This window comes from Aeromonas aquatica (assembly GCF_000764655.1).
GTDB classification, from domain to species: domain Bacteria; phylum Pseudomonadota; class Gammaproteobacteria; order Enterobacterales; family Aeromonadaceae; genus Aeromonas; species Aeromonas aquatica.
Map to the genome: position 1 here is coordinate 18,497 of NZ_JRGL01000020.1, position 24,614 is coordinate 43,110.

A 24,614-nucleotide genomic window follows, 5' to 3' on the forward strand; every position below is an offset into this window, starting at 1 on the left:
GATATGAGTCGTTTTCAGGCCATTGCGCTAGAACCGGGACTGTATGGCACCTCGCACGGTTCGATATTCTTGGAGGTGATATGAGTCATTACCAGGCCATTGCGCTCGATATGGATGGCACCCTGCTGACCCGGGATCACAAGATCTCGTCCGCGACCCGGGCGGCGCTGGCGCAGGCCCGCGCCCACGATATCAAGGTGCTGCTGGTGACGGGCCGCCACTTCATGACGGCGCGCCCCTTCCACCACGAGTTGGCCCTCGACACCCCCATCATCTGCAGCAACGGCGCCTACCTCTACGATCCGCTGCAAGACAGTATCCTGGCGGGGGATCCCCTGTCGGTGGCGCCCCTTCGAGCGCTGCTGGCCGAGGTCGAGGCCCAGCAGATGGAGGCGCAGTTCCACCTGAGCGACGGCATCGGCTACATCGGTTGCGAGGAGTATGTCACCCGCATCCAGAGTCGGTCGGATAAGCTGCCGGCGCACCTCAAGATCTCCCTGCTGCCGGCGGAGGATATCGAGGCCTGGCTGCAGAAACCAGTCTGGAAGTTGGAGCTGTTCAGTCAGGATCCCGGCCGCTTGCATCGCTTCGTGGGGGAGGTGGTGCAGGGTCTGCCCTTTACCCAGGACTGGGCGGCGCCCTATGCGGTGGAGCTGGTGCAACCCGGTTGCAGCAAGGGCAACCGGCTGGCCCAGTGGGCCGCGAGCGAAGGCATTGCGATGGAAAACGTGGTGGCGTTTGGGGATAACAACAACGACATCAGCATGTTCGAGCAGGTGGGGCTGGCGGTGGCCATGGGCAATGCGGCGCCCCAGATCCAGGCGCACGCCCACCAGGTCACCGCCGATCACAACGAGGATGGCATCGCGCTGGCACTGCAGCGCTGGGTACTGCCCTCCTGATCTCTCGAAAGATTGGGACCAGGGGGCACTGCCGTCGGGGCGCCCCTGATCCTCATTGGAGGCGCGGGAGGGGATAGCGCCCTCCTCGACGATCAGCTGCCGAAGGAGAACTGGATCACCCGATCCGGGAAGCGGATGCGGTTGTACTCCCGGCGAACGCCTTCGTAGTGGCGCACGGCCCTGTCACGCTGGGCGCGGTAGTAGTCCCGCTGTTTGCTGTCGCTCTCGCCCCGGATCTGCTGATCCAGCTGGTAGATGTTGCGCTCGGTCCGCTCCAGTTCCTGCTCCAGCTCGCCGAGGCGCTGTGCCAGCAGGAATTCCTTGCGACCGCGTTCGAACTGGGTGAGGAAGGTCGTGTCGTTGGGGCAGACCCCCAGGTATTCGTTCCCCTCCCGCCCCTTGCTGTAGGCAAGCTCGGGGATGCAGTAGAGCTCCAGTCCCTTGGCGTAGCCCCGCTGCCACTCGGCCTCGTCCACCTTGAGGCCATATTCGCCACAGGTCTTGCTGTAACCGGCGCTGGCCGCCCGGGTCTTGCCCTCTGTCCCGTCCTGATAGCCCTGGTTGTACCAACTCATGGCGCGGCACTCCTCTTCCGACAGCGAACCGCAACCGGCGAGCAACAGGGGCAGGGTCAGCAACAGCATCCTGGGGGACATGGGAGGGCTCCTAATGTGAAAGTGCAGGCATTCTAGAGAGGATGGACGATCAGGACAAGTCTCCACCGCAACCGGGATAACATGATGTTTTTATCAATACTTTCAACCTGTTGCGGACGCAGTCCTGGCAGACTTTTCTTGCCGGGATTGGCAGGGTAAACTGCGCCTACTTTTAACTGGCGCGTAACAAAAACAATGAAAGTCCTGACCGTCGATTATCGCTCCCCCGATGCGGCCGAGCGCTTCACCGAATCCCTGCGTACTACCGGCTTCGGGGTGTTGACCAATCACCCCATCCCCAAGGAGCTGGTGCAGTCCATCTATGACAACTGGTATCGCTTCTTCATGAGCGAGCAGAAGCACGACTTCCTGTTCAAGCGCGAGACCCAGGACGGCTACTTCCCGCCGTCGGTGTCCGAGGTGGCCAAGGGCAACACCCAGAAAGACCTCAAGGAGTACTTCCATCTCTACCCCTGGGGTCAGATGCCGGAGGAGCTGAAGGCCCAGGCGATGGAGTACTATGCCCTCGCCAACAACCTGGCCGCCGAGCTGCTCGGCTGGGTGGAGCAGTACACCCCGAAGGACATCGCCGCCCACTACAGCTGCCCGCTCTCCTCCATGATCGAAGAGAGCCAGAAGACCCTGCTGCGGGTGCTGCACTACCCGCCGTTCGACGGCACAGAGGCGCCGGGGGCTATCCGTGCCGCCGCCCACGAGGACATCAACCTGCTCACCATTTTGCCCGCCGCCAACGAGCCTGGCCTGCAGGTGAAGGGATCCGATGGTGAATGGATGGACGTGCCCTGCGACTTTGGCACCCTCATCATCAACATCGGTGACATGCTGCAGGAGGCCTCCCACGGCTACTACCCCTCCACCACCCATCGCGTCATCAACCCGACCGGTGGCAGCGCCGCTAAGTCCCGCATCTCCCTGCCGCTGTTCCTGCACCCGCGCCCGGACGTGGTGCTCTCGGAGCGTCACACCGCCCACAGCTACCTGATGGAGCGGCTGCGGGAGCTGGGGGTGATCTAACCTGACGCCCACCTTTAAGGGACCGAAAACCGGAGCAAATAGGCTCCGGTTTTTATTGGGTGGCATCTTTGGGTAGAAATCCGAATATTATTGGTCATTGCTGCCAATAAAGCGGTTTTACGCCGGATATACGCCGAGTGATTGCGCGCCCCCGGGCGTACTCTGGGCGCCATTTCGGGCCCCGTGGGTGGGCCCCTCGCTCGGAGTTCTTATGCAGCAGTCCCAATGGTCATCCCGGCTCGGTTACATCCTGGCCGCCGCGGGTTCCGCGGTCGGTCTCGGCGCCATCTGGAAGTTCCCCTATGTCACCGCCGCCAACGGCGGTGGCGCCTTCCTGCTGGTGTTCCTGCTGTTCAGCTTCACCCTGGGGGTGGCGGTGCTGATGGGAGAGACCCTGCTCGGCAGCCTGAGCCGGCGCGGGGTGGTGGGGGCCTTCGGCACGCTGCTGGGCCAACGCTGGCGCTGGGTCGGTGCCATGGGGCTCTTGTGCAGCCTGCTCATCTTCTGTTTCTACAGCGTGGTCGGCGGCTGGACCCTGGGCTACACCGGCATGGCGCTGGCGGGTGAGCTGCGCCACGGGGACGGGGCGGCGCTCACCGCCCGCTTCAACGACTACGTCGGGGATCCGCTCTGGCCCGTGCTGACCCACCTGCTGTTCGCCGGTCTCACCTGGTGGTTCGTGCAGGGCGGGGTACAAAAAGGGGTGGAGCGCACCCTGCGCTGGATGATGCCGGCCCTGTTCATCATGATCCTGCTGCTGGTGGCCTTCGGCCTGACCCTGCCCAATGCCATGGCCGGGGTGCGCCACTTCCTGCTGCCGGACTTCAGCAAGCTCGGCATGTCCGGGGTGCTGGACGCCCTGGGGCTGGCCTTCTTCTCCCTCTCCATCGGGCTTGGCATCCACACCACCTATGGCGCCTACCTGCCCTCCAGCGAAGGGGTTGGCCGCTCCAGCCTCTGGGTGGTACTGCTGGCGAGCCTGATCGCCGTGCTGGCGGGACTGATGATCTTCCCGGTGCTGGCCTCCACGGGGATTGACCCGACTGCCGGGCCGGGGCTCACCTTTATGACCATGCCGGCCGTGTTCCAGCAGTTGCCGTTCGGCCAGGGGCTGGCGGTGGTGTTCTTCGCCCTCTTGGTGGTGGCGGCGCTCTCGTCTTCCATCTCCCTGCTGGAGCATTTGCAGTGTTTCCTCTGCGAGAGTTTCGGCTGGTCGCGGCGCGCCTCCTGCGGCCTCATCACGGCGCTGGTGATGGCGGGGGGCATACCGGTCAGCCTGTCGTTCGGCCCCTGGGCGAGCATCACCCTGTTTGGCAAGAACATCTTCGAGCTGCTGGACTTCGTCACCTCCAACCTGCTGATGCCGCTGTTCGGCCTGGCCCTCACCCTGCTGCTTGGCTGGCAGCTCGGCCGCAAGGCGCTGCCCGAGGGATTGGCTCCCCACTGGCGCCAGCTGGTGATGGGTTGCTGGCGCTGGCTGGCCCCCTTGCTCATCGGCGGCATCCTGGTGCGGGGTCTGCTGTAAACTCGGCGGCGGGCCCCAGGTCCACCGCCTTGAACTGCCATGATGATATGGCCGCCGGGTGGTCAGCGTTCATCGTCGTGGCGGGATTGACCATATGGAAAAATCCAACAAAGCGGGCCTTGTCGATATTTTTGATGGGTAATTTGATTTTTTTAACCATCAATATTCTGTTTTATGGGCCCATGGGGACTATTAACTGTCAACCTCTCTTTCCATGGTTTAGGCTGTGCCCCCTGTTTTGCGTTCGGGTCACCCCCTCATGTCACCTTTCATCACCTCCTTTGGTCGATTTTTTAGCTCGCAAGAGAGGTGACCTTGCACGCGCAGTTTGTCTGAATGTTCATTGCAAAGGTCGCCAGAGGCGGCCTTTTTTATTTCCCGTCATGGTCAGGAGTCTCGATTCGATGTTGTCTTCCCCGGAGGTTGTATGAGCCAGGTTCAGTGGTCTTCCCGTCTTGGGCATGTGTTGGCGGCAGCCGGCACCGCTATCGGCCTCGGTGCCATCTGGAAGTTTCCCTATGTGACCGCCACCAACGGCGGCGGCGCTTTCCTGCTGGTGTTCCTGCTGTTCAGCTTCACCCTGGGGGTAGCGGTGCTGGTGGGGGAGACATTGCTCGGCAGCCGCAGTCAGCGCGGGGTGCTCGGCGCCTTCAACCAGCTGGTGGGGCCGAACTGGCGCTGGATGGGCTACATGGGGATACTGTGCGGCTTCTTCATCTACAGCTTCTACAGCGTGGTGGGGGGCTGGACCGTGGGCTATGCGGCGCTGGCGGTGATGGGCAAGCTGAACCTGAGCGAGGGTTCGGCGCTGACCGCCCTGTTCAACGGCTATGTCAGCCATCCCGGGTGGCCGGTGCTGACCCATCTGGTGTTTGCCGCGCTCACCTGGTGGTTCGTGCAGGGGGGCATCCAGAAGGGGGTGGAGCGGGCCCTGCGCTGGATGATGCCGGCGCTGTTCATCATGATGTTGCTGCTGGTGGGGGTGGGGCTCTCCATGCCGGGCTCCATGGCCGGGGTGCGCCAGCTGCTGCTGCCGGACTTCTCCATGCTGACCGGTCAGAGCGTGCTGGACGCCCTGGGACTCGCCTTCTTCTCCCTCTCCATCGGCCTGGGGGTGCATACCACCTATGGCGCTTACCTGCCAAACAGCGAGGGGGTGTTGAAATCCGGGGTCTGGGTGGTGACCCTGGCGAGCCTCATCTCGGTGCTGGCAGGCTTGATGATCTTCCCGGCACTGGCCTCGACCGGCATCGATCCCACCGCCGGTCCCGGCCTCACCTTTATGACCATGCCCGCGGTGTTCAGTCACCTGCCGTTCGGCCAGGGGCTTGGGGTGGTCTTCTTCCTGCTGCTGCTGGTGGCGGCGCTCTCCTCCTCCATCTCCATGCTGGAGCATTTGGTGCGCTTCACCACAGAGGAGTGGGGCTGGTCCCGGCGCGGTGCCTGCCGGGTGCTGACCCTGCTGATCATGGCCTCCGGCATCCCGGTCAGCCTGTCATTCGGCCCCTGGAGCGAGCTGACCCTGTTTGGCAAGACGATATTCGACTTGCTGGACTACCTCACCTCCAACCTGATGATGCCGCTGTTCGGCCTGGTGCTGACCCTGCTGCTGGGCTGGCGACTGGGAGACAGCATTCTGCCCGCCGACCTGTCGCCCTTTATGCGTGGCTGCCTGCTCTGGTGCTGGCGGCTGGTGGCGCCGCTGCTGATCGGCGGTATCCTGGTGCGAGGCATCATCTGACCTCCTGTAGAGCCGGTTGTGGATAGCACGAGGATGTCGGTGGCCGGTGGTGTCATTGCTGATCGCCGGCATTCTGGTGCGAGGCATCATCTGACGGGCTTAAAGAGATAAGGGATAAAGCGAGAGGGGTTGGCCAGTGGCCAACCCCTCTTTGTATCTGGGCATCTGGCGCTGCTTATTGCAGCCCCGGCCCCTTGGCGGAGAAGGGGCAGTCGGCCTGCTGGATGAGGTGGCGCCCCTGATGGCCATCTCCCTGCCAGACGAGATCGAGCTGACCGAGTCGGCCGAGGTGGCGCAGCTCGAACTCGTAACGCAGGCAGGGGTTGTCCGTGGGCAGCGCCTTCATGCCCGCCGGCAGTTGATAGCGATAGCGCAGCAGGGGGCCATCCTGCAGTGCTATCTCTGCGGGCACCAGCCCTTCCGCCGTGGGGGAGGGCGCCTCGAGATAGCGACGCAGGGCGACGGGGGCGTCAATGGCCTTCTGGTAGTGGAGCCCGTTCATGGCCGCCAGCTCCTCCTCCAGCCGTGCCAGCTCCCCTTCCAGTCCGCTCAGGGCCTGGCCGAGCTGCTGATGGGCGGGGGCGGCACAGCCTCCCAGCAGCAGGGTCATGAGTAACAGGGGGGCGCGGGGTGGCAACATGAAGGCTCCTTCTGGGCGGGCCACTGACTATAGCAGGGGATTGGTCGGCGGCGCGCGGCGCAGCAGGCCGGCGAGACGCTCGAGCCCCTCGGCGACACGGGCGTCGGTGGCGGGCTGGCTGAGGCTCAGGCGCACCCCCTGCGGCGCGGCAAATTGGCCGGCGGCGAAGTGTTCCCCACTGGCGACCCCGACGTCAAGGGCGTTGGCCGCCTCGGCAAACTCCTGACTGCGCCAAGGCTCGGGCAGGGGTAGCCAGGCGTGCATGGAGCCCGGCTGCCAGCGGGCGCCTGGCAGCAGGTGGCGCAGCAACTCTCCCCGGCGCGCCAGGATCCGTCTCTGCAGCTCGATGAGCGGCATGATCTGGTGCTGGCTCACCAGCTTGCAGGCCAGCTCGATGAGCAGCGGGCTCACCATCCAGCTCGACAGCCGCATCGCCTGGGCGAAGCCGTTGCGCAGGGACGGCGGTGTCAGCACGAAACCGACGCGCAGGCCGCCGCAGGCGATCTTGGCCAGGCTGCCGAGGTAGATGACCCGCTCCGGCGCGAGATTGACCAGGGGGGGAGTGGTGGTCTCCGGCAGCAGGCCGTTGACGTCGTCCTCGATGATCAGCAGGTCGTGGCGACGGGCGATAGAGACTATGGCCTCCCGCCGCGCCAGGCTCATGATGGCGGTGGTGGGGTTCTGCAGGGTGGGGGTCAAATAGAGCAACTTGGCCCGCCGCTGGCGGCAGGCCGCATCCAGCGCCGCCGGGATCAAGCCCTCCTCGTCCAGCGGCAGGCCCACCACCTGGTTCTTCAGCTGGCGCGCGTTGCCCAGCATGCCGGGGTAGCTGAGGCCCTCGCACAGGATGGTTTCCCCCACGCAGCCGGTGGCGAGCAGGGCCAGCATGATGCCGTGCTGGGCACCGTGGCTGAACAGCAGGTGCTCCTCGCGGCAATGGACCCCCAGGCCGGTGAGCCAGTCGACGAACAGCTGGCGCTGCTCGAGCCGTCCCGCCTCCTTGTCATAGCCGAGCAGGGCATTGAGATCCCCTTCCGCCAGCTCGTTCAGCATGGGCTTGATGATGGCGGCCCTGTCCAGCTGCACCGGCAGGTTCTGCCAAAGCTCGATGCGGTGACTGTCTTCGTTGCGGATCACCCACTCGTTTGCCGGATCCGCCTCCCCCCTGACCCAGGTGCCGTGGCCCACCCTGGCGGCCAGCAGGCCGCGCCGTTCGGCCTCGGCGTAGGCGCGGGTGACGGTGCCGACCGTCACGCCGAGCTTGTCCGCCAGCGCCCGCATGGTCGGCAGCCGGGTCTGGGGCGGCAGGGTGCCGCCATGGATGGCCTGCTCTATGGCCTTGACCAGTTTCAGGTAGAGGGGGCCTTCGAAGGCATCGAGGTTGGGGGTCCAGATTGTCATGGTGACAATAAATCCATTGATCGCAATATTGTCTCAATATAGCGTGAATATCAGCCGTTAAACAACCTCGATACCCACATTGTATCGATACAATATGATCTGATGGGAGATAAATCCATGACCATGGAATGGTATGCCACCCTGTTTGGCTTCGCCCTGCTCACCTGTGGCACCCCGGGGCCCAACAATCTCATGTTGACGGCATCCGGTGCCAACTTCGGGGTGCGCCGCACCCTGCCGCATCTGATAGGTGTGGTGGTGGGCCAGCCGGTGCTGCAACTGGTGCTGGCGCTGGGCTTCTATCCGTTGTTCGAGCGCTGGCCCCTGCTCAAGCTGAGCCTGCAGGTGCTGGGCAGCCTCTATCTGCTGTGGCTGGCGTGGCGCATCGCCGTGGCCGGTGCCCCCGGCGATCCGGCACGGCGCTCGCGTCCGCTGACCTTCCTGGAAGGGCTGGGCTTCCAGTTCCTCAACCCCAAGGCCTGGATGATGGGGATCTCGGCCATCAGTCTGTTTAGCCTGCCGGGGAGCGATTATTGGCCGAGCCTGTGGGGCATCATGTCCGTCTTCCCCATGGCGGGGTTGCCGGTCTGCTTCGCCTGGGTGCTGTTCGGTCATCAGCTCAGCCGCTGGATCAATTCGGATAAAGGCTGGCGCCGCCTCAACGGCAGCCTGGGCGCCCTGACCGCGCTCTGTGTGGTGATGCTCTGGTATTGATGAGTGACTGATTATTAATGCAAATAAAGTGCATTGCTGACCTTGTCGTCAGGGCGCAGGCTCTGCATATTAGGGAGCTTGCTGTCACTCTATGAGGTTGAGATGGATCTGAACTGGTTGCTTCCCCTGGCGGGCTTTGCCCTGATCACCTGTGGCACGCCGGGCCCCAACAACATGTTGCTCACCAGCGCCGGTGCGGCCCAGGGCTTTCGCCGCTCGGTGCCGCTACTGGTGGGGGTGGTGGGTGGCATCAATTTGATGATCCTGGCCATGGCACTGGGGCTGGGGGTGGTGTTCGAGAAGCTGCCGCTGCTGCACGAGGGGCTCAAGATCCTCGGCTCGGCCTACCTGCTCTGGCTGGCCTGGAAGGTGGCGACCGCCAGCGGCCCGGCCGAGGGCAACAGGCCGCTCATCCCGGCTCACCAGGGGGCCATGCTGCAACTGCTCAACCCCAAGGCCTGGATGATGGCGCTCTCCGCCATCAGCGGCTTCACCCTGGCGGGAGAAGCCTATTGGCCATCCGCCGGCTGGGTGCTCGGCATCTTCTTCGTGACCGGCCTCTACACCGGTGCCTTCTGGGTGCTGTTCGGTGCCCAGGTGCGCCGACTCATCCGCACCGCCAGGGGCTGGCGTCGTTTCAACCGAACCATGGGGCTCGCCACGGCGGCCTGCGTGCTGATGATCTGGATTTAGGCCTTTGGCCTTACCCTCTGTCTTGTTGGCCCTGCGGGGCCTTTTTTGTCTGCGGGTGGCGGCATTGTCACCCTCCATGGTGAGAGGAGCTGCTATGAAATGTATCGGTCTGCTGGGGGGCATGAGCTGGGAGTCCAGCGTCAGCTACTATCAGGCGCTCAACCGGGGCGTGCGGGCCCGGCTCGGCGGCCTGCACTCGGCACGGGTGTTGCTCAACAGCGTCGACTTTGCCGAGATAGAGCGGCTGCAGCACGCGGGGGACTGGCCCGCCACCGCCCGCCTGCTGAGCATCGCGGCCCGGGATCTGCAGGCCGGTGGCGCCGATTTCCTGCTGATAGGCACCAACACCATGCACAAGGTGGCCCCGGAGATAGCCGCCGCCATCGAGATCCCGCTGCTGCACATCGCGGACGCCACCGCCAGGCGCCTGCAGGCAGACGGGGTGACCCGGGTCGGCCTGCTCGGTACCCGCTTCACCATGGAGCAGGATTTTTACAAGGGGCGGCTGGAGGCGCAGTTCGGATTGGAGGTGCTGGTGCCGCCGGCGGCCGAGCGGGAGCGGGTGCACAGCATCATCTATGACGAGCTCTGTCTGGGGCAGATCTTGACGTCATCGCGGGCCGAATACCTCGCCATCATCGCCGGGCTGGCGCAGGCGGGTGCCCAGGCGGTGATCCTGGGCTGCACCGAGATAGCCCTGCTGATGGGGGATGCAAAGGCTGCGGTGCCGCTCTACGACACCACCGCCATTCATGCGGAGGCGGCGGTGGAGTGGGCGCTGGGCTGAGGACCTGTCCACGATATTACTGCGAGGCCGTGACCAAGGCTCATGTGCTGCTCGCTTGTTTGTAATCAAGAAAGCTCACCTGTATCTATAGGCTCCGGTTCCTGCGCTGCTTTTTACCTTGCTGACGACCTCTCGCGGCAGTTCGTAGACAGGTTCTGAGGCTCTGTCGCGAGGAGCTCGTCGTAAAAAAGAGCATAAAAAAGAGGCGCCATGCGCCTCTTTTTGCCATTTTGGGTAAGTCTTTGCTTATACGTGGCTGTACATCGCCTCGATCTCGCTCTGGTACTTGGCCTCGATGATCTTGCGGCGCAGCTTCATGGTGGGGGTGATCTCCCCGAGCTCCATGGAGAAGGCGCTCGGCAGCAGGGTGAACTTCTTCACCTGCTCGAACTTGGCCAGCTCCTGTTGCAACTCATGAATGCGTGACTCGAAGAATTCCACCACCCGGGAGTGGCGCAGCAGCTCGGTCTTGCACTGATATTGCAGGTTGATGGAGCGGGCGTACTCCTCCAGCGATTCGAAGCAGGGCACGATCAGCGCCGACACGAAGTGACGGGCGTCGGCGACGATGGCAATTTGCTCGATGAAGCGATCCTTGCCGAGGGTGCCTTCCACCAGTTGCGGTGCCACGTACTTGCCGTTGGAGGTCTTCATCAGCTCCTTGAGGCGTTCGGTGAAGTAGAGGTTGCCCTTGTCGTCCATCTCGCCGGCATCGCCGGTGCGCAGGAAGCCATCCTCGGTCATCACCTCGGCGGTGGCCTCTGGCTTGTTGTAGTAGCCGCGCATCACGGTCGGGGAGCGAACCAGCAGCTCGTTGTTCTCACCCAGCTTCACCTCGATGCCGCTGAGCACAGTGCCGATGGAGCCCAGCTTGAACTGTTGATCCTCGAAGCAGCAGACGGTGGCCGTGGTCTCGGTCATGCCGTAGCCATACTTGAGGTTGAGCCCCATGGCCTGGAAGAAGAGGTTCACATCGTCCGCGAGGCGGGCGCCCGCCACCGGCAGGAAGCGGGTGCGGCCACCGAAGCGGGCGCGCAGCTTGCGAAACACCAGCCGCTCCGCCAGTGCGAGCTTGGCATAGAGCAGCGGCGAGGCGGATTCGCCCGCCTGACGGGTGGCCACCATCTGCTGGCCAACTTTAGTGGCCCAGCCGAACAGGGCGCGGCGCAGGCGCGGTGCCTGGGCGACCTTGGCCTGGATCATGGCGTAGGCCTTCTCGTAGAGGCGCGGCACGGCGCACATCACGGTCGGTTGCACCTCGCCGATGACGTCCATCACCTTCTGGGGATCGCGGATGTAGACGTTCTCGGCGCCGCAGTAGAGCACGTAGTAGGTCCAGACGCGCTCGAACACGTGGCTCAGCGGCAGCATGCACAGAGAGACGTCCTGCTGATTCAGATCCAGGCGCTTGTCGTGCATCTCGAAGCAGGCGGCGACGTTGGCAAAATCGAGCATGACGCCCTTGGGCTCACCCGTGGTGCCCGAGGTGTAGATCAGGGTCAGCAGGTCGTCCATCCGGTACTGCTGCTCGCGAAGGCGCAGCGCCTGCTCGCTCGGCTGATGATTGCCCGAGGAGAGGAAGGTCTGGAAGTGGCTGGCCTCCGCACAGCCGCGCAGATCGACGGCGCCGTCCAGGGTGACGATCTGGCGGATCTCGCCATTGTTCAACAGCTGGAGCGCCTGATCGAACTGCTGCTGCTCCCCCACGAACAGCAGGCTGATGTTGGCGTCACGCACTATGTAGCGCAACTGCTCCAGGGTGCTGGTGGGGTAGATGGGCACGCTGACGCCGCGGGCGGCGAGGATGCCGAGATCGGCCTGGGTCCATTCCGGCATGTTGCGGGCATAGATACCGACCATCTCGGTGGGCTGGTGGCCGGTACGGATCAGGGCCTGGGCGCAATAGTCCATCGCCTGACCCAGGGTGCGCCAGCCGATGGCACGCCACTGGCCATCCTGCTGGACGCGCAGGGCGGCCTTGTTGCCAAGGCGGGCAATGCGTTCCCGCATCAGTCGAACCAGATGAAACTGCGGCATCCTCAATCATCCTCAAGTAACAGTTGTACGCCCGTGAGGGCACTCAAAATCGCGCTGGAGTGTAAACTCTAGCATTACAGCTTACAAGTGTGCGCCGTTTGTCCTGGATCACAAAGTCGTCAAGTCGGATTGCCTCAGGCATGATGGGACAAAGAGATCGGATTCGTTCAGGGAGGGGAGCCATGAAGTTCGGGATCAAGAGCCTGTTCACGGGGGGCTTGCTGCTGCTGGCGGGGGTCGGTGTGCTCTGGTTTGTGCTGGGAGGCTTGCCTGCGGGGGAGGACAATCCCTGGCTGAGCGGGGCCGAGGGTTACGAACAGGGTCAGCAACGGGCACTGAGCGAGGGGATCCCTTTGCTCTACGTGATCGAACACGCCAAGTGTCGACGCTGCAAGACCCTCGACACCCTGTTGTGGCGCGCTCCCGAGCTGCAATCCAGCCTGGCCGGGCTGGTCAAGGTGCGGCTCAACCCCGATGCGGGGGATGGCAGTGCCCACATACTGCGCCGCTTCCCCCAGGTGGCGACGTCACCCGGCATCTATCTCCAGCGACCGGGTGAGCCGCTGCGGCCCATCAGAGTCGAGGTGGAGGAGCAGCAGATCTGGATGCCGGGAGTGACCTATGGTCGCGGCTTCTTCATGCCGCTGTCGGTTGCTGGCTTCGACGCCGTGGTGCGCGTCACCCTCACCCTGGAGGAGCCCGCCATCGACAATGCGCCCTTGCCCTGAGACGTGGGGGGTTGAGAATGTGGCTCGGCCGACAGAGAGCCGTTTTGACCGGCGGCTTAACCGAAGTCGAACAGGCGGGACATCAGCACCGCGTCTTCCCTGTCCTGACCGGTGCCGTAGTAGTCGGCGCGGCGGCAATATTCGGCGAAGCCTTCACTCTCGTAGAGGGATATGGCGCGCTTGTTGCCGGCGCGCACCTCCAGGAACCAGGCCTCCGCCTTCTTCGCCTTACTGCGGGCGAGGTACTCCTTGAGCAGCGCCCGGCCCAGCCCTTTGCCCTGAAAATCGGGGTGCACGCAGATGTTCATCAGCGAGCTGTCGCCCGCCACCAGATCCGCGATGTAGAAGCCGGCGGGGCGATCGTCCACCAGCATCAGGCCGTTGAGATAGCGCGGCCCGAAGCAGGAGAGCAGGTTGGCCTGGCTCCAGGGCTCCTGATGGGCGGCCTGCTCTATGGGGTAGATGAGCGCAAAATCGCTCTCTTGCAGCGGACGAAAGCTGAGGTTGGCGTCAGACATGATAACTCCGGGAAGGATTCGCACTTGCGATACAGGGCATGGCCATGCCATGGTCGTTGGCTGAGAAGGCCGGGCGGCGCAAGTCTGGATGACTGGGGTGGTGCCATGAGCCGATGGCGAGTCGGTGCATGGCCTGGTTTAGCCGGGCAGTCGCTGCCGGCACTGCTGCCACAGGGCGCGCTTGTGCGCCGCATCGGGCTTAAGCGGACAGACCAGGGCGTCGGGCCAGTGCGCATCGGCGGCCGTCAGCCAGAGCAGGGGCGGAGTCGCCCCCTCGGGCAGCTCCCCTAGCAAGGAGACCTCGTCCGGCCCTATGCCGAGCAGATGGCAGATGTCTGCCAGCAAGCTCGGGGCGGGCAGCGCCGGTGCCAGCAGCCACAGCTTGCCCGTTGGCAGGGGGGCCTGCGCTGGCGCGGGGACGGCGTTATCCGCCGTTGCCTGTGCGGGCTCGCCCCCCGCCTGGAGCGGGGCTCTGAGCTGCCAGCTCTGTATGCCCATCCTGGCCAGGATGCGCTGACGCAGGGGGTCCAGTAGGGGATCTTGCATGGCGAAGGCTCACTCTTGATCTGTATTGGGGTAAATTCTGATGCGCAGAGTACACTCTCGCCGGATTTGCTGCACCCTTTGCGCATTGCGGCTATCCCCGAACAGGGATTTTCAGCGGGATCCCCGGCGCCTTGCGGCGGGGATGACCAGAATCAACAGACATTGCAGTGGCGCGCGGCCAGAGGCCGGACCGTGTCGTCACGCTCGACCACCAGCTTCGGAAACTGTGCCTATGCCGCCTTTAGCCCAGAATACTGTTCGTGCCATCCCCATCCAGGAGCGCCTGCCCAGGTTGCTGGCCGCTCTCGGAGAGGGGTTATACGAGCGGCAGGATGCCCTGCGGCTCGGCCTGCTGGCGGCCCTCAGCGGCGAGAGCGTCTTCCTGCTCGGCCCTCCCGGCATCGCCAAGAGCCTGATCGCTCGGCGGCTCAAGCTGGCCTTTCATGACGCTCGCCACTTCGAGTACCTGATGACCCGTTTCAGCACGCCGGAGGAGGTGTTCGGGCCCCTCTCCATCCAGGCGCTGAAGGAGGATGGCAAGTACCTGCGGCTGACCCGCGGCTACCTGCCGGAGGCCGAGGTGGTGTTTCTCGACGAGATCTGGAAGGCGGGCCCCGCCATCCTCAACACCCTGCTCACCGCCATCAACGAGCGCCAGTTCCGCAACGGCGACAGCCAGCATCCCATCCCCATGCGGCTGCTGGTGACCGCCTCCAACGAGTTGCCCGCGCCGGACAGCGGGCTGGAGGCGCTGTACGACCGCATGCTGGTGCGGATCTGGATGGACAGGGTGCAGGAGAAATCCAACTTCCAGGCCATGCTGGCGAGCGATGGTCAATCCCACCAGAACCTGTCCCCCTCGGTGCAGATCCATGGCGAGGAGTATGAGGCCTGGCAGGGACAGATCGAGCAGGTGCGCCTGCCGGACGCCTGCTTCGAGCTCATTTATCAGCTGCGCCAGCAGCTCGACAGCCAGCTCGGCCACGGCTGCTACGTGTCGGATCGGCGCTGGAAGAAGGCCGTAAGGCTCATCAAGGCGAGTGCCTTCTTCAACGGTCGCGACGAGGTGGCGCCGCTGGATCTGCTGCTGTTCAAGGATTGCCTCTGGCACGACGAAGCCTCCCGCACCGCCCTGCTGGAGATGATCGGCGAATTCTCCCGCCTCTACGGCTACCAGCAACTGGCCATGACCCGCCAGCTGCTCTCCCTGCGAGAGCAGTTCAAGCAGATCAAGAACGCGGTCTCCCTGCGGCTCGGCTGCAAGGCGGTCAAGCGCAAGCAGTGGTTCGGCCGCCGCGCCCGTGGCACCGAGCTGCCGCTGGCCAACGCCAAGCCCTTCGGCAAGCTGGTGCGCTTCCATCTGCTCACTCCGGCGCCGCTGGATGGCGGGGATCCCGAGCGCCTGACCGGCACCCTCACCTTCGATCGCACCCTGCTCTCCCACTGGCACCCGACCGGCGAGGCCCTGGTGGGCTGGCCCCTTGGCAACCCCAAGGAGGGGCACTACGAGCTGGTGCTCGACGCCGAGCTGCGGCTGCACGTGCTGGACATCCAGCGCCAGCCGGTGCCCCTGGTGCTGGTGGAGCGCGCCGCCATCCCCGAGGTGGTGATCGCGCCCTGGCAAGCCGAATTGACTGAGCTGGTGGATCAGGTGAGCCGGGTGCAGCAGAGCCTCAAGGTGCAGCGGGGGCTGTTCGATCGTCACCAGCCCCATCTGTTTATCGGGGCGCACTGGTTGCAGCAGGTGGAAGACAGCTTCTTCGTGTTGAACCGGGATCTGGAGCGGTTGCGCGCCGAGCTGCTGCAGTGGCGTGACCGCCTGTCCGGGTTCGATGCATAATGGTTTTTTGTGCTGCAATAGTCGCAAATAACAAGTCAAACATGCTACTGGTGTGTGACTGGCAGCCTCTCCTTTGTCAGCGTCGCCTCATAAGGAGATCCCGTGCTTGAGATCGGCATGATGGATCTGGGGCTCCTCATGGGGGAGGGGGAACTGGCGGGAGAGATGGCGTTGCTGCTGGCCTCCACCCCCAAGATCTCCGAATTCCTGAAACGTTCCCCGCTGCAGGGCAAGCTGCTCAAGAAACGCATCCAGAGCTGGAGCGAACAGCTCGGCGAGGAGATGCGCCACAAGCCGGTGCCGGTGGCGCTGGAGCAGGAGTACCGGCTCTATCAGGCGCACCGGTTGCTGCCCATGACCGAGCTGGTGGGCCGCCTGCCCGCCCTGCTGGAGGCGCTGGATCAGCACAGCCCCTTCGCCGGCGATGCCCGCAGCCTGGTGCGCCAGATCATGGTGCAGCCCACCGAGGGCCTGCGTCAGCTGTTTATCGAGAAGTGGCGGGCCAGCCTGGTGGGCAGCCTGCTGCAACTGCAGCAGCAGATCGCCGAGGCGGAGCGGGAGAAGCAGCGCCAGGAGATAGAGGATCAGCTGCTGGCGAACCGCACCCTGGCCGACGCCCTGGATCCGCACCAGATCTCGGCCGGCGGCCTCTGGGATCTGGCCCAGGGCAGCTGGCACAAACGCAGCCTGGTGCTGGTGCAACAATATGCCCGCATGTTGCAGCGCGAGCCCTTGCTCGGGGAGATCGCCGCCCTGCTCGGGCGCAGCGAGCGGGAGCGACGCACCGACTCCCTGACTCTGCCACCTGTGCCGGTGCATGAGCTCGAGGAGGTGCAGACCGACGACGTACCGGACGATCTGGTGGGGGTACACCCGGCCAGCGACCTGATGCGGCTGTTGCCGAGCGAGGCGGTGATGCTGGCCCTGCCCGAGCTGGAGCTGGAGTTCTATCGCCGCTACCTGGAGCGGCGGCTGCTCAGCTACCAGTCGCGGGGCACCCTGCCACGCCAGCGCCTGATGCTGCGATCCCCTGAACAGGGGGGGGAGGAGCCCCAGCCGCGCGGGCCCTTCATCGTCTGCGTCGATACCTCGGGCTCCATGGGGGGTTACCCTGAGGAGTGCGCCAAGGCGCTGTTCCTGGCGCTGCTCAAGGTGGCGATGGACGAGAAACGGGGCTGCTACCTGATGCTGTTTTCCACCGAGGTGGCGACCCTCGAGATCACCGCCGAGACCGGGCTCGACAAGGCGGAGCGCTTCCTCTCCATGAGCTTCCACGGCGGCACCGATCTGGTGCCCTGTCTCGAGCAGGCGCTGACCCAGCTGGAACGGCCGGATTTTGCCAAGGCCGATGTGCTGGTGATCTCCGATTTCATCGCCCAGAGCCTGCCCCATGCCCTGCTCGACAAGATGAACGCGAGGCGCAAACAGCAGACCCGTTTCCACGCCGTCGCCATGTCCAAACACGCCAAACCGGCGATCCTGCGAGTGTTCGACAACAGCTGGCTGCTGGACTGCGGCCTGCGTGGCCGGTTATTGCGGCGCTGGCAACGCAGCTGAGGGACAGCCTCCTTTCACTCTCTAGATGCTGACAATGCAACTGCGGGACAGCCTCCTGTCACCCTTTTTTCACTAGATGCTGACAATGCAGCTGAGCTCAGGTCTCAGGCGTCGGGTCTGTGGTGCAGTCCCCGTTCGCTCACCTGCTCCTGATCCAGCAGCGGTTGGCCGCTGGGCTGGGCGATGTGGAAACCCCGCTTGCCGCTGCGTTTGACCCTGTACATGGCCTGATCGGCCCTGGCCAGCGCGGTGCTGAAATCATCCTGCGGCCGGATGGCCGCTATCCCCATGCTCAGCCCCACCGCCGCCTCGCCATTGGGCAGCTCGAACGGGGTGGCGATGGCGTTGATGCACTGACGGGCCAGCTGGCTGGTTCTGGGATCCTCGGACGGCCAGGGCAGCAACAGCACGAACTCGTCCCCGCCGAGCCGACCCAGCCGGATGTCGTCGTCGCAGCAGGCACGCAGGCGCTGGCTGATGGCTACCAGCAGCTCGTCGCCGGCGCGGTGGCCCAGGTTGTCGTTCACCTGCTTGAAGTCGTCGAGATCGATGAAACAGATGGCCCTGTGCTCGCCGGGGAACTGGCGGTGCAGGGCGGTGCGGTTGAGCAGGCCGGTGAGGGGATCCCGGTGGGCGAGGCGGGCCAGTTGCTGCTCGTACTCCTTCTCGTGGGTGATGTCGATGTGGGAGCCCATCACCCGCAGGGGGTTGCCCTGTTCGTCCCGCTCCACCACCCGGCCTCTGTCCAGCACCCAGGTGACCTTGCCATCCTTGGCGAGCATGCGGTGAATCACCTGATAGAAGGGGCTCTTGCCCTCCAGGTGATCGAAGAAGGCCTGCAGCACCCGCTCCCTGTCCTCCGGGTGCAGATGGGCGCGCCAGACATCGAAGTGAGCCGATAGCTCCTTGGGCTGATAGCCGAGCATGGCGCCCCAGCGTCGGTTGAAGATGATGAGCTTGCCGGTGGGGATGTGGTTCTGCCAGATGCACAGGCCGGTGCCGTCCATGGCGGCATCCAGCTTCTCACGGGCATCCTCGGCCACCCGCTTCAGGCGCTCATTCTCCAGCAACAACCTGTCATGGGCCTCCTGCAGCTCCTCGTAGGTCATTCATCGTCCCTTCCCTTGTTCGAATCTGCCTATAGTCGATGCAGATTTTCATCCTGTAAAGAATGAGATGGCAGTAGTTGATAGCGAAGCGGATCGGGCTCCTCGTCAGCGGATGGCTGTGCGCCCGCGACAAGGAGGGATATTATTGGCACTGTGGGTGCGGCATGGGTGCCATCGAACGGGGAGACGGAGTCGGCATGAAGATCCTGATGAGCTGGAGTCTGCTGTTATGGCTGGGAGTGACCCAGGCCTGGGGAGCGCAAGCGCCGCTCACCGAGCCCGGTTTGTCCCGGGAGTTGCAGCAGTTGGAAGACCATACTCCGCCGGTGCGGGAGTTTCGTGCGCGGGTCGCGGCCCTTGCGGCCCACAGTGGGGACTATCCGGCAGAGGCGCAGGGGCGCATCGCCCGGCTGCAGTGCTGGGCCCAGCCTGCCGAGCGCGATGACGATTATGCGCGGGCCGTGGGGTTTGCCGAGCAGGCGCTGACCCAGGCCCGTGAGCGCAAGGACCGCGTCACCGAGAGCGGCTTGCTCGCCTGCCGCGGCTTTCATCAGCAGTTGCTCGGCAACATGACCGAGGCCAGCCAGGATTACGCCGACGCGCTGACCCTGGCGCGCCGGCTGGGGGATGAGCGGCAACGGGCCGACATCCTCAGCTTGCGAGGGGACATGTACTCCTATCAGGGAGAGATGGCCGAGGGACTGATGGAGCTCATCGATGCCCATCGGCGCTACGAGGGGCTCGGGCTGGAAGAAAAAGGGCGTGAGGTGCTGGCCAAGATCGCCAATACCTATCGCAGGATGGGGGTCTACGAGCGGGCACAAGGCTATTTTCAGGAGCTGGATCACGATTACCGGGTTCTGGGTGACGAGGAACACCTGGTCGGCATCCATACCCAGCAGGGATTGCTCTATATGGAGAGCGGGGAGTACGACAAGGCCCTGCCGCTGATGGTAGAGGCCGAGCGCTATTATCTGGCGCAGCAACAGGAGGGGATGCTGGCCTGGAGCCGGATCGAGATGGCCACCGTCCTGCTCAATCAGGGCAAGGCGGCAGAGGCCACGGGCAAGCTGGAGCAGGCCTCCTCCTTGTTGCATCAGGGGGAGGGGGCGGACAGCGTGACCCGCGGTCACTGGGACATCGTCATGGCGACCGTGCTGGAGGCCATGGGCAAACCGGCTGAGGCGCTGCCCCATCTGGAGCGGGCCGAGCGCGTCTTCGCCAGGGAGCGGAACCTGCGTTTCCTGGCCTGGATCCATGAGGTGCGGGCGCGGGTATACGAGCGGCAGGGGCGCATCAGGGAGGCGCTGCTCAGCCTCAAGCAGTTCGTGCAGACCCGGCACGAGCTCGAGCAGATGCTGCGGGAGCAGCGCTCCTTGCAACTGCGCTTCGAGTTCGATCTCGCCCGCAAGGAGCTGGAGAACCAGACCCTCAGATCCAACCAGCAGTTGCAGGCCGAAAAGCTCAAGCAACTGCAGGAGCGGCGTTACTGGCAATATCTGGTGGTGGCGCTGCTGATCCTGGTGATGGGCATATTGGTGCTCCACCAGCGCAGCCGCACCCGCAAGATGCACCGCCTCGCCATGACCGACGAGCTGACAGGCATTCACAACCGGCGCCAGATCCAGGCCAAGGGGCGAAAGTTATTCAGCCAGACGCGGGAGGGCGGCAAGCCGTTTTGCGTGCTGTTGCTGGATATCGATCACTTCAAGAAGGTCAACGATCAGCTGGGTCACCACGTGGGGGATCGGGTGCTGACCGCCGTGGCCCAGTGCATCGAGGATCAGCTGCGCAGCCTGGACAGGGTCGGGCGCAACGGGGGCGAGGAGTTCCTGGTGCTGCTGCCGGATACCCGGCTCGACGAGGCGGCCGAGGTGGCGGAGCGGATCCGCGAGCAAGTTGCCCGACTGCGCATCGAGGAGGTGCCCGAGGATCACCCCATTCACATCAGCATAGGCTGTGCCCAGTACCGTCCCCAGGACGGCAATCTGGGGGAGCTGGTGCGCCGCGCCGACGAGGCCATGTATCAGGCCAAGCTGGCGGGCCGCAACCGGGTGGTGAAGGCACAATGATCCCGCTCGGGGTCTTGCCCTTTCCTGTTATGCCGGGCTGGGTATTTTTCACTCGCGCGGGTATAATGTCGCGCAATTTTGCTTTGACCCAGGCGAGAAGGCCCATGTAACGCAACGCTCTTTCCTTTCCCACCGGTTGGCCAGATGGCCCGCCCGGGTGGCGCCGTTGTGTGCAGGGGGCCCCATTCTCATGGTGGCATCCGCATTTATTCCCACGGGGGCCTGAGGCCCTCGCTCAAAAGAAGAACACTGAATTATGTCTGCTGAATTTCTGAGTGAAGTCTCCAAGAGACGCACTTTTGCGATCATCTCGCACCCGGATGCGGGTAAAACCACCATCACCGAGAAAGTCCTGCTGTTCGGACAGGCCATTCAGCGCGCCGGCACCGTCAAGGGCCGTGGATCGGGCCAGCACGCCAAGTCCGACTGGATGGAGATGGAGAAGCAACGCGGCATCTCCATCACCACCTCTGTGATGCAGTTCCCCTACAGCGACTGCCTGGTCAACCTGCTCGATACCCCGGGTCACGAGGACTTCTCCGAAGATACCTACCGTACCCTGACGGCGGTGGACTGTTGTCTGATGGTCATCGATGCCGCCAAGGGCGTCGAAGATCGGACCCGCAAGCTGATGGAAGTCACCCGTCTGCGGGACACCCCCATCCTCACCTTCATGAACAAGATGGACCGCGAAGTGCGCGACCCCATGGAAGTCATGGACGAGGTGGAGCGCGAGCTGAAGATCATGTGCGCCCCCATCACCTGGCCCATCAGCTGCGGCAAATCCTTCAAGGGGGTCTATCACCTCTACAAGGACGAGGTCTATCTGTACCAGACCGGTCAGGGCCACACCATCCAGGAGAAGCGGGTGGTGAAGGGTCTGCACAACCCGGATCTGGACGCCGCCATCGGTGAGGATCTGGCGGCGCAACTGCGCGGCGAGCTGGAGCTGGTGCAAGGCGCCTCCCCCGAGTTCGATCACGAGGCCTTCATCGCCGGCGAGATGACCCCGGTCTTCTTCGGTACCGCGCTCGGCAACTTCGGTGTCGACCACATGCTGGACGGCCTGACCGACTGGGCCCCGGCCCCGATGCCGCGCAAGGCCGAGAGCCGTGAAGTGAGCGCGACCGAGGAGAAATTCTCCGGTTTCGTGTTCAAGATCCAGGCGAACATGGATCCCAAGCACCGCGACCGTATCGCCTTTATGCGCATCGTGTCAGGTACTTACAGTAAAGGCATGAAGATGCGCCACGTGCGCATCGGCAAGGACGTGAACATCTCCGACGCCGTCACCTTCATGGCCGGTGACCGCGAGCAGGCCGTCGAGGCCTGTGCCGGCGACATCATCGGCTTGCACAACCACGGCACCATCCAGATCGGCGACACCTTCACCCAGGGCGAGGATCTGAAATTCACCGGCATCCCGAACTTCGCCCCCGAGCTGTTCCGCCGCATCCGCCTGCGCGACCCCCTCAAGCAGAAGCAACTGCTCAAGGGGCTGGTGCAGCTCTCCGAAGAGGGCGCGGTGCAGGTGTTCCGTCCGCTCATCAGCAACGACCTCATCGTCGGTGCCGTCGGTGTGCTGCAGTTTGACGTAGTGGTCTCCCGCCTGAAGAGCGAGTACAACGTCGAGGCCCTGTACGAGGCGGTCAACGTCTCCACCGCCCGCTGGGTGGAAGGCACAGACGTCAAGAAGTTCGAGGAGTTCAAGCGCAAGAACGAACTGAACCTGGCGCTGGATGGCGGTGACAACCTCACCTACATAGCCCCGACCATGGTCAACCTGCGACTGGCCCAGGAGCGTCATCCCGACGTACTGTTCCGCCAGACCCGCGAGCACTGATACCCGCTCGCAGGCCTCAAGGCTGACGATAAAAAAGACCCCGCCTCGGCGGGGTCTTTTTTTGCTCGCAGATAGTGCCCGTAGATAGTGCCTGGAGATGGCGCACCGTGATGACGGCTGCTCAGAGTGAGCCAGATAGGCCCTACCAGATGACAGTCGACAGCGGGGGAAAAGCCCTCTATAACAGGGATTCCTTTCATCGTCAGGGAGTGACAGATGTCCGCCGAACTGCCCGTCGCGGCGCAATTTGCCGCCTACAATGCCCACGACATCGACGCCTTCATGGCCTGCTTCGCCGAGGAATTCAGGGGATACCGGATGCCGACCGAGACGCCGTCCACCGTGGGGAAGGGGGCGCTGAGGGCCTTCTATACGGAGCACAGATTCAACAACCCCGCCCTGAGAGCCGAGCTGCTGTCGAGAACGGTAATGGGCAACAAGGTATTCGATCACGAGCGGATTTGTGGCCTCTCCCCCGAGCCCATCGAGAGCGTGGCCGTGTTCGAGGTGGAAGATGGCCTTATCAAGACCGCCTGGTTCTATTTCCCTTCCTGAGCCATAGCGCCAAACCAGGTAGCCGTGTTTTGCTGGCCGACAAATAGAAGAGACCCCGCCATGGCGGGGTCTTTTTGCTCCTTTCTCCCCCCCCCCCTTTTTGAACGTAAGGGGGAGAAGGGATGAGGGGGAGAGACACATTTTTACCGCGCAGTGGCTGGCTAGAAGGCGCGCAGCAGCCTGGCCGGATTACCGGCATAGGTGCCGGGAGTCAGGATGTCGCGGGTCACCACGGCGCCGGCACCGATGACGGCCCCCTTGCAGATCCGCACCGGCAATATGGTGGCGTTCGAACCGATGGAGACCTCATCCTCGATGAAGGTCCGGCCCCAATTCGCAGAGTCCGGGTCCGGGGCTCCCGCTCGAAACAGATCGTTGGCAAAGATGACGCCGTGGCCGATAAAGCAGCGGGCCCCGATGGTGACATGCTCACAGATAAAGCTGTGGGACTGGATCCGGGTGCCCGGCCCTATGCTGACGTTCGACTGGATCTCGACGAAGGGGCCAACGAACACATCGTCGGCCAGGGAACAACCATAGAGATTCACCGGTTCAACCAGCTTCACCCGCTCTCCGAACTGTACATCACGGATGCCGACCGTCAGGCGAGTCGGGCCGTTCATATCGCACTGTCCGGCATCAGCGTCAGCACCATGCAGATTTCGCAGGCATCGTGGCCCGTGCTGCCGAGCGGCCCCGGCAGGTGCTCGAAGCCCAGCGACTCGTAGAGCGAGGTCGCCTCCCGCAAGACGTCGGTGGTTTCCAGATAGCAGCGCTGGTAGCCGAGCGCTCTCGCCTCGGCCAGCGCCTGCAGCACCAGCCGCCGTCCCAGCCCCAGACCGCGCAGTACAGGCAGGAAGTACATCTTCTGCAGCTCGCACACTTCGTTTTCCGCCCCCGCCAGCGGGGCTATGCCGCCGCCGCCGAGAATGGCGCCGTCCGGTCCCTCGATGACCCAATAGCGGCTGCGCTCACCCTGATAGGTTTCATGGAGAAAATCGAGGTTCGGATCCGCCACCCCGTAACCCTTGTCGGCGGTGAGGCCGTACTCGGCGGAGACGGCGCGCACCACGGCGGCGATATGGGGGTTATCGGCAGGAACGATGGGACGGATCTGATAACCCTGCTGGCGGCGGGCCCGGGACAGGGCGCTGCGATACAGGCGCAGGCCGCTCCACAGCTGTTCGCACTCGGCGGGGCTGAGCTGGGCCAGCGCCAGCTCGGTGGCATTGTCCATCTCCTGATGCAGGGCCAGCAACTGAGCCTGGCCGGCGGCGGTGAGACGGGCCTCCTTGCTGCGCCCATCGGAAGGGTGGGGGTGCCAGTCGATGAGGCCCCGTTCGACGAGGCGAGCCAGCGGGCGGCTGGCGTTGGACTTGTCGATGCGCAGGCGCTCGGCCAGCTGCTGGTTGGTGGCGGGGCCGTTCTCGAGTTCGATCAGCAGGTGAGCCTCGAGTGGGCTCAAGGTCAGGGCGCCGCACTGTTGGGAGAGCATACCGAGCTCGCGTACCAGCTCCCGTGACAGGGCGCGAAGGGGACGGGGATCCATCTGTCATTGTCCTTTTGGTTGTCATCAGCAACCAATATAACCAACTGGTTGTCATCAGCAACTGCTTTCGTCGGGCTGGGGTAGGGGTTATGGGGCAGGCGCGGGGTTGGCGGGCACAAAAAAGGGCCCGGGAGTGGGGCCCAAACATTGGAAACCCGCGCCGGGG

Annotated in this window: 23 protein-coding genes; 13 read left to right on the forward strand and 10 right to left on the reverse strand. The window is 64.0% G+C overall.

The genetic code is table 11. The annotated features are described in order from the left end of the window. Positions 1 to 80: 80 nt before the first annotated feature. On the forward strand, positions 81 to 902 hold the full coding sequence (locus tag LG30_RS0105400) for a Cof-type HAD-IIB family hydrolase (RefSeq protein ID WP_033129697.1): 822 nt from the start codon (positions 81 to 83) through the stop codon (positions 900 to 902). 92 nt (positions 903 to 994) lie between these two features. Here the strand turns inward: LG30_RS0105400 and LG30_RS0105405 are convergent, their stop codons facing one another. Further along, positions 995 to 1,558 (reverse strand): DUF2799 domain-containing protein, encoded by a 564-nt coding sequence (locus LG30_RS0105405; protein WP_033129698.1) that lies wholly within the window; start codon positions 1,556 to 1,558, stop codon positions 995 to 997. A gap of 195 nt (positions 1,559 to 1,753) precedes the next feature. On the opposite strand from LG30_RS0105405, the gene LG30_RS0105410 reads away from it, so the two are divergent. Beyond that, positions 1,754 to 2,593, forward strand: coding sequence for an isopenicillin N synthase family dioxygenase (locus LG30_RS0105410; RefSeq protein WP_033129699.1), 840 nt, complete (start codon positions 1,754 to 1,756; stop codon positions 2,591 to 2,593). 211 nt (positions 2,594 to 2,804) lie between these two features. Continuing rightward, the gene (locus LG30_RS0105415) at positions 2,805 to 4,118 is read left to right on the forward strand and encodes a sodium-dependent transporter (protein ID WP_033129700.1); all 1,314 of its coding nucleotides are present in this window, start codon (positions 2,805 to 2,807) and stop codon (positions 4,116 to 4,118) included. Here the strand turns inward: LG30_RS0105415 and LG30_RS21915 are convergent. Beyond that, positions 4,084 to 4,278 carry a hypothetical protein gene (locus tag LG30_RS21915; protein ID WP_152599045.1) on the reverse strand — a complete coding sequence of 65 codons (195 nt, stop codon included), beginning with the start codon at positions 4,276 to 4,278 and terminating at the stop codon, positions 4,084 to 4,086. The two genes, LG30_RS0105415 and LG30_RS21915, sit on opposite strands and share 35 nt — an antisense overlap. Before the next feature lie 267 nt (positions 4,279 to 4,545). Here LG30_RS21915 and LG30_RS0105420 point away from each other — a divergent pair, with 267 nt between their 5' ends. Next, the gene (locus LG30_RS0105420) at positions 4,546 to 5,859 is read left to right on the forward strand and encodes a sodium-dependent transporter (RefSeq protein WP_033129701.1); all 1,314 of its coding nucleotides are present in this window, start codon (positions 4,546 to 4,548) and stop codon (positions 5,857 to 5,859) included. A gap of 175 nt (positions 5,860 to 6,034) precedes the next feature. Here LG30_RS0105420 and LG30_RS0105425 read toward each other — a convergent pair whose 3' ends face one another. Together LG30_RS0105425 and LG30_RS0105430 are read right to left on the reverse strand one after the other, a co-directional pair. Next, complete coding sequence (locus LG30_RS0105425) at positions 6,035 to 6,499, reverse strand: hypothetical protein (protein ID WP_033129702.1); 465 nt, start codon at positions 6,497 to 6,499, stop codon at positions 6,035 to 6,037. A gap of 27 nt (positions 6,500 to 6,526) precedes the next feature. Beyond that, positions 6,527 to 7,900 carry an aminotransferase-like domain-containing protein gene (locus LG30_RS0105430; RefSeq protein ID WP_033129703.1) on the reverse strand — a complete coding sequence of 458 codons (1,374 nt, stop codon included), beginning with the start codon at positions 7,898 to 7,900 and terminating at the stop codon, positions 6,527 to 6,529. A gap of 117 nt (positions 7,901 to 8,017) precedes the next feature. Between LG30_RS0105430 and LG30_RS0105435 the strand changes: the two genes are divergently transcribed. From LG30_RS0105435 to LG30_RS0105445, 3 genes are all read left to right on the forward strand, one after another. After that, positions 8,018 to 8,614 carry a LysE family translocator gene (locus tag LG30_RS0105435; protein ID WP_033129704.1) on the forward strand — a complete coding sequence of 199 codons (597 nt, stop codon included), beginning with the start codon at positions 8,018 to 8,020 and terminating at the stop codon, positions 8,612 to 8,614. A 102-nt stretch (positions 8,615 to 8,716) separates the two neighbouring features. After that, positions 8,717 to 9,307: a LysE family translocator gene (locus LG30_RS0105440; RefSeq protein ID WP_033129705.1), complete on the forward strand. Its 591-nt coding sequence runs from the start codon at positions 8,717 to 8,719 to the stop codon at positions 9,305 to 9,307. A 94-nt stretch (positions 9,308 to 9,401) separates the two neighbouring features. Next, the gene (locus tag LG30_RS0105445) at positions 9,402 to 10,094 is read left to right on the forward strand and encodes an aspartate/glutamate racemase family protein (RefSeq protein ID WP_033129706.1); all 693 of its coding nucleotides are present in this window, start codon (positions 9,402 to 9,404) and stop codon (positions 10,092 to 10,094) included. A gap of 246 nt (positions 10,095 to 10,340) precedes the next feature. Here LG30_RS0105445 and LG30_RS0105450 read toward each other — a convergent pair whose 3' ends face one another. Next, positions 10,341 to 12,131, reverse strand: a complete 1,791-nt coding sequence (locus LG30_RS0105450; RefSeq protein WP_033129707.1) for an AMP-dependent synthetase/ligase — start codon at positions 12,129 to 12,131, stop codon at positions 10,341 to 10,343. Positions 12,132 to 12,313: 182 nt separating this feature from the next. On the opposite strand from LG30_RS0105450, the gene LG30_RS0105455 reads away from it, so the two are divergent. After that, on the forward strand, positions 12,314 to 12,859 hold the full coding sequence (locus LG30_RS0105455) for a thioredoxin domain-containing protein (protein ID WP_033129708.1): 546 nt from the start codon (positions 12,314 to 12,316) through the stop codon (positions 12,857 to 12,859). A gap of 56 nt (positions 12,860 to 12,915) precedes the next feature. Here the strand turns inward: LG30_RS0105455 and rimI are convergent, their stop codons facing one another. Beyond that, the gene (rimI, locus tag LG30_RS0105460; protein WP_033129709.1) at positions 12,916 to 13,377 is read right to left on the reverse strand and encodes a ribosomal protein S18-alanine N-acetyltransferase; all 462 of its coding nucleotides are present in this window, start codon (positions 13,375 to 13,377) and stop codon (positions 12,916 to 12,918) included. A 138-nt stretch (positions 13,378 to 13,515) separates the two neighbouring features. After that, a complete protein-coding gene (locus LG30_RS0105465; RefSeq protein WP_033129710.1) occupies positions 13,516 to 13,923 on the reverse strand; it encodes a DNA polymerase III subunit psi in 408 nt (135 codons plus the stop codon). A gap of 232 nt (positions 13,924 to 14,155) precedes the next feature. Here LG30_RS0105465 and LG30_RS0105470 point away from each other — a divergent pair, with 232 nt between their 5' ends. Together LG30_RS0105470 and viaA are read left to right on the forward strand one after the other, a co-directional pair. Further along, positions 14,156 to 15,763, forward strand: coding sequence for an ATPase RavA domain-containing protein (locus LG30_RS0105470; protein ID WP_033129711.1), 1,608 nt, complete (start codon positions 14,156 to 14,158; stop codon positions 15,761 to 15,763). A 102-nt stretch (positions 15,764 to 15,865) separates the two neighbouring features. Next, complete coding sequence (viaA, locus tag LG30_RS0105475; RefSeq protein WP_033129712.1) at positions 15,866 to 17,320, forward strand: ATPase RavA stimulator ViaA; 1,455 nt, start codon at positions 15,866 to 15,868, stop codon at positions 17,318 to 17,320. Positions 17,321 to 17,424: 104 nt separating this feature from the next. Here the strand turns inward: viaA and LG30_RS0105480 are convergent, their stop codons facing one another. Further along, positions 17,425 to 18,429, reverse strand: coding sequence for a sensor domain-containing diguanylate cyclase (locus tag LG30_RS0105480; RefSeq protein ID WP_033129713.1), 1,005 nt, complete (start codon positions 18,427 to 18,429; stop codon positions 17,425 to 17,427). Between the two features lie 197 nt (positions 18,430 to 18,626). Here LG30_RS0105480 and LG30_RS0105485 point away from each other — a divergent pair, with 197 nt between their 5' ends. From LG30_RS0105485 to LG30_RS0105495, 3 genes are all read left to right on the forward strand, one after another. Further along, positions 18,627 to 20,501 (forward strand): GGDEF domain-containing protein, encoded by a 1,875-nt coding sequence (locus LG30_RS0105485; RefSeq protein ID WP_033129735.1) that lies wholly within the window; start codon positions 18,627 to 18,629, stop codon positions 20,499 to 20,501. A gap of 253 nt (positions 20,502 to 20,754) precedes the next feature. After that, entirely contained in the window at positions 20,755 to 22,344 is a 1,590-nt protein-coding gene (gene prfC / locus LG30_RS0105490) for a peptide chain release factor 3 (protein WP_152599047.1), read from the forward strand. Between the two features lie 216 nt (positions 22,345 to 22,560). Further along, complete coding sequence (locus LG30_RS0105495) at positions 22,561 to 22,899, forward strand: nuclear transport factor 2 family protein (RefSeq protein ID WP_033129715.1); 339 nt, start codon at positions 22,561 to 22,563, stop codon at positions 22,897 to 22,899. A 161-nt stretch (positions 22,900 to 23,060) separates the two neighbouring features. On the opposite strand, the gene LG30_RS0105500 is transcribed toward LG30_RS0105495, so the two are convergent. Together LG30_RS0105500 and LG30_RS21355 are read right to left on the reverse strand one after the other, a co-directional pair. Next, the gene (locus LG30_RS0105500; RefSeq protein ID WP_033129716.1) at positions 23,061 to 23,522 is read right to left on the reverse strand and encodes an acyltransferase; all 462 of its coding nucleotides are present in this window, start codon (positions 23,520 to 23,522) and stop codon (positions 23,061 to 23,063) included. Further along, positions 23,519 to 24,448 (reverse strand): bifunctional helix-turn-helix transcriptional regulator/GNAT family N-acetyltransferase, encoded by a 930-nt coding sequence (locus LG30_RS21355; RefSeq protein WP_033129717.1) that lies wholly within the window; start codon positions 24,446 to 24,448, stop codon positions 23,519 to 23,521. The genes LG30_RS0105500 and LG30_RS21355 overlap by 4 nt, the downstream gene beginning before the upstream one ends. Positions 24,449 to 24,614: the final 166 nt, after the last annotated feature.

Bases quoted from the DNA above. Each gene is read 5' to 3' on its own strand.
- LG30_RS0105410 (WP_033129699.1), top strand. From the start codon at position 1,754: ATGAAAGTCCTGACCGTCGATTATCGCTCCCCCGATGCGGCCGAGCGC.
- LG30_RS0105455 (WP_033129708.1), top strand. From the start codon at position 12,314: ATGAAGTTCGGGATCAAGAGCCTGTTCACGGGGGGCTTGCTGCTGCTG.
- LG30_RS0105470 (WP_033129711.1), top strand. From the start codon at position 14,156: ATGCCGCCTTTAGCCCAGAATACTGTTCGTGCCATCCCCATCCAGGAG.
- LG30_RS0105485 (WP_033129735.1), top strand. From the start codon at position 18,627: ATGAAGATCCTGATGAGCTGGAGTCTGCTGTTATGGCTGGGAGTGACC.
- LG30_RS0105465 (WP_033129710.1), bottom strand. From the start codon at position 13,923: ATGCAAGATCCCCTACTGGACCCCCTGCGTCAGCGCATCCTGGCCAGG.
- LG30_RS0105500 (WP_033129716.1), bottom strand. From the start codon at position 23,522: ATGAACGGCCCGACTCGCCTGACGGTCGGCATCCGTGATGTACAGTTC.
- LG30_RS0105440 (WP_033129705.1), top strand. From the start codon at position 8,717: ATGGATCTGAACTGGTTGCTTCCCCTGGCGGGCTTTGCCCTGATCACC.
- LG30_RS0105480 (WP_033129713.1), bottom strand. From the start codon at position 18,429: ATGACCTACGAGGAGCTGCAGGAGGCCCATGACAGGTTGTTGCTGGAG.
- LG30_RS0105420 (WP_033129701.1), top strand. From the start codon at position 4,546: ATGAGCCAGGTTCAGTGGTCTTCCCGTCTTGGGCATGTGTTGGCGGCA.
- LG30_RS0105400 (WP_033129697.1), top strand. From the start codon at position 81: ATGAGTCATTACCAGGCCATTGCGCTCGATATGGATGGCACCCTGCTG.
- LG30_RS21915 (WP_152599045.1), bottom strand. From the start codon at position 4,278: ATGGTTAAAAAAATCAAATTACCCATCAAAAATATCGACAAGGCCCGC.
- LG30_RS0105415 (WP_033129700.1), top strand. From the start codon at position 2,805: ATGCAGCAGTCCCAATGGTCATCCCGGCTCGGTTACATCCTGGCCGCC.
- LG30_RS0105450 (WP_033129707.1), bottom strand. From the start codon at position 12,131: ATGCCGCAGTTTCATCTGGTTCGACTGATGCGGGAACGCATTGCCCGC.
- LG30_RS0105425 (WP_033129702.1), bottom strand. From the start codon at position 6,499: ATGTTGCCACCCCGCGCCCCCCTGTTACTCATGACCCTGCTGCTGGGA.
- LG30_RS0105495 (WP_033129715.1), top strand. From the start codon at position 22,561: ATGTCCGCCGAACTGCCCGTCGCGGCGCAATTTGCCGCCTACAATGCC.
- LG30_RS0105445 (WP_033129706.1), top strand. From the start codon at position 9,402: ATGAAATGTATCGGTCTGCTGGGGGGCATGAGCTGGGAGTCCAGCGTC.
- LG30_RS0105405 (WP_033129698.1), bottom strand. From the start codon at position 1,558: ATGTCCCCCAGGATGCTGTTGCTGACCCTGCCCCTGTTGCTCGCCGGT.
- LG30_RS0105430 (WP_033129703.1), bottom strand. From the start codon at position 7,900: ATGACAATCTGGACCCCCAACCTCGATGCCTTCGAAGGCCCCCTCTAC.
- LG30_RS0105435 (WP_033129704.1), top strand. From the start codon at position 8,018: ATGACCATGGAATGGTATGCCACCCTGTTTGGCTTCGCCCTGCTCACC.
- rimI (WP_033129709.1), bottom strand. From the start codon at position 13,377: ATGTCTGACGCCAACCTCAGCTTTCGTCCGCTGCAAGAGAGCGATTTT.
- LG30_RS21355 (WP_033129717.1), bottom strand. From the start codon at position 24,448: ATGGATCCCCGTCCCCTTCGCGCCCTGTCACGGGAGCTGGTACGCGAG.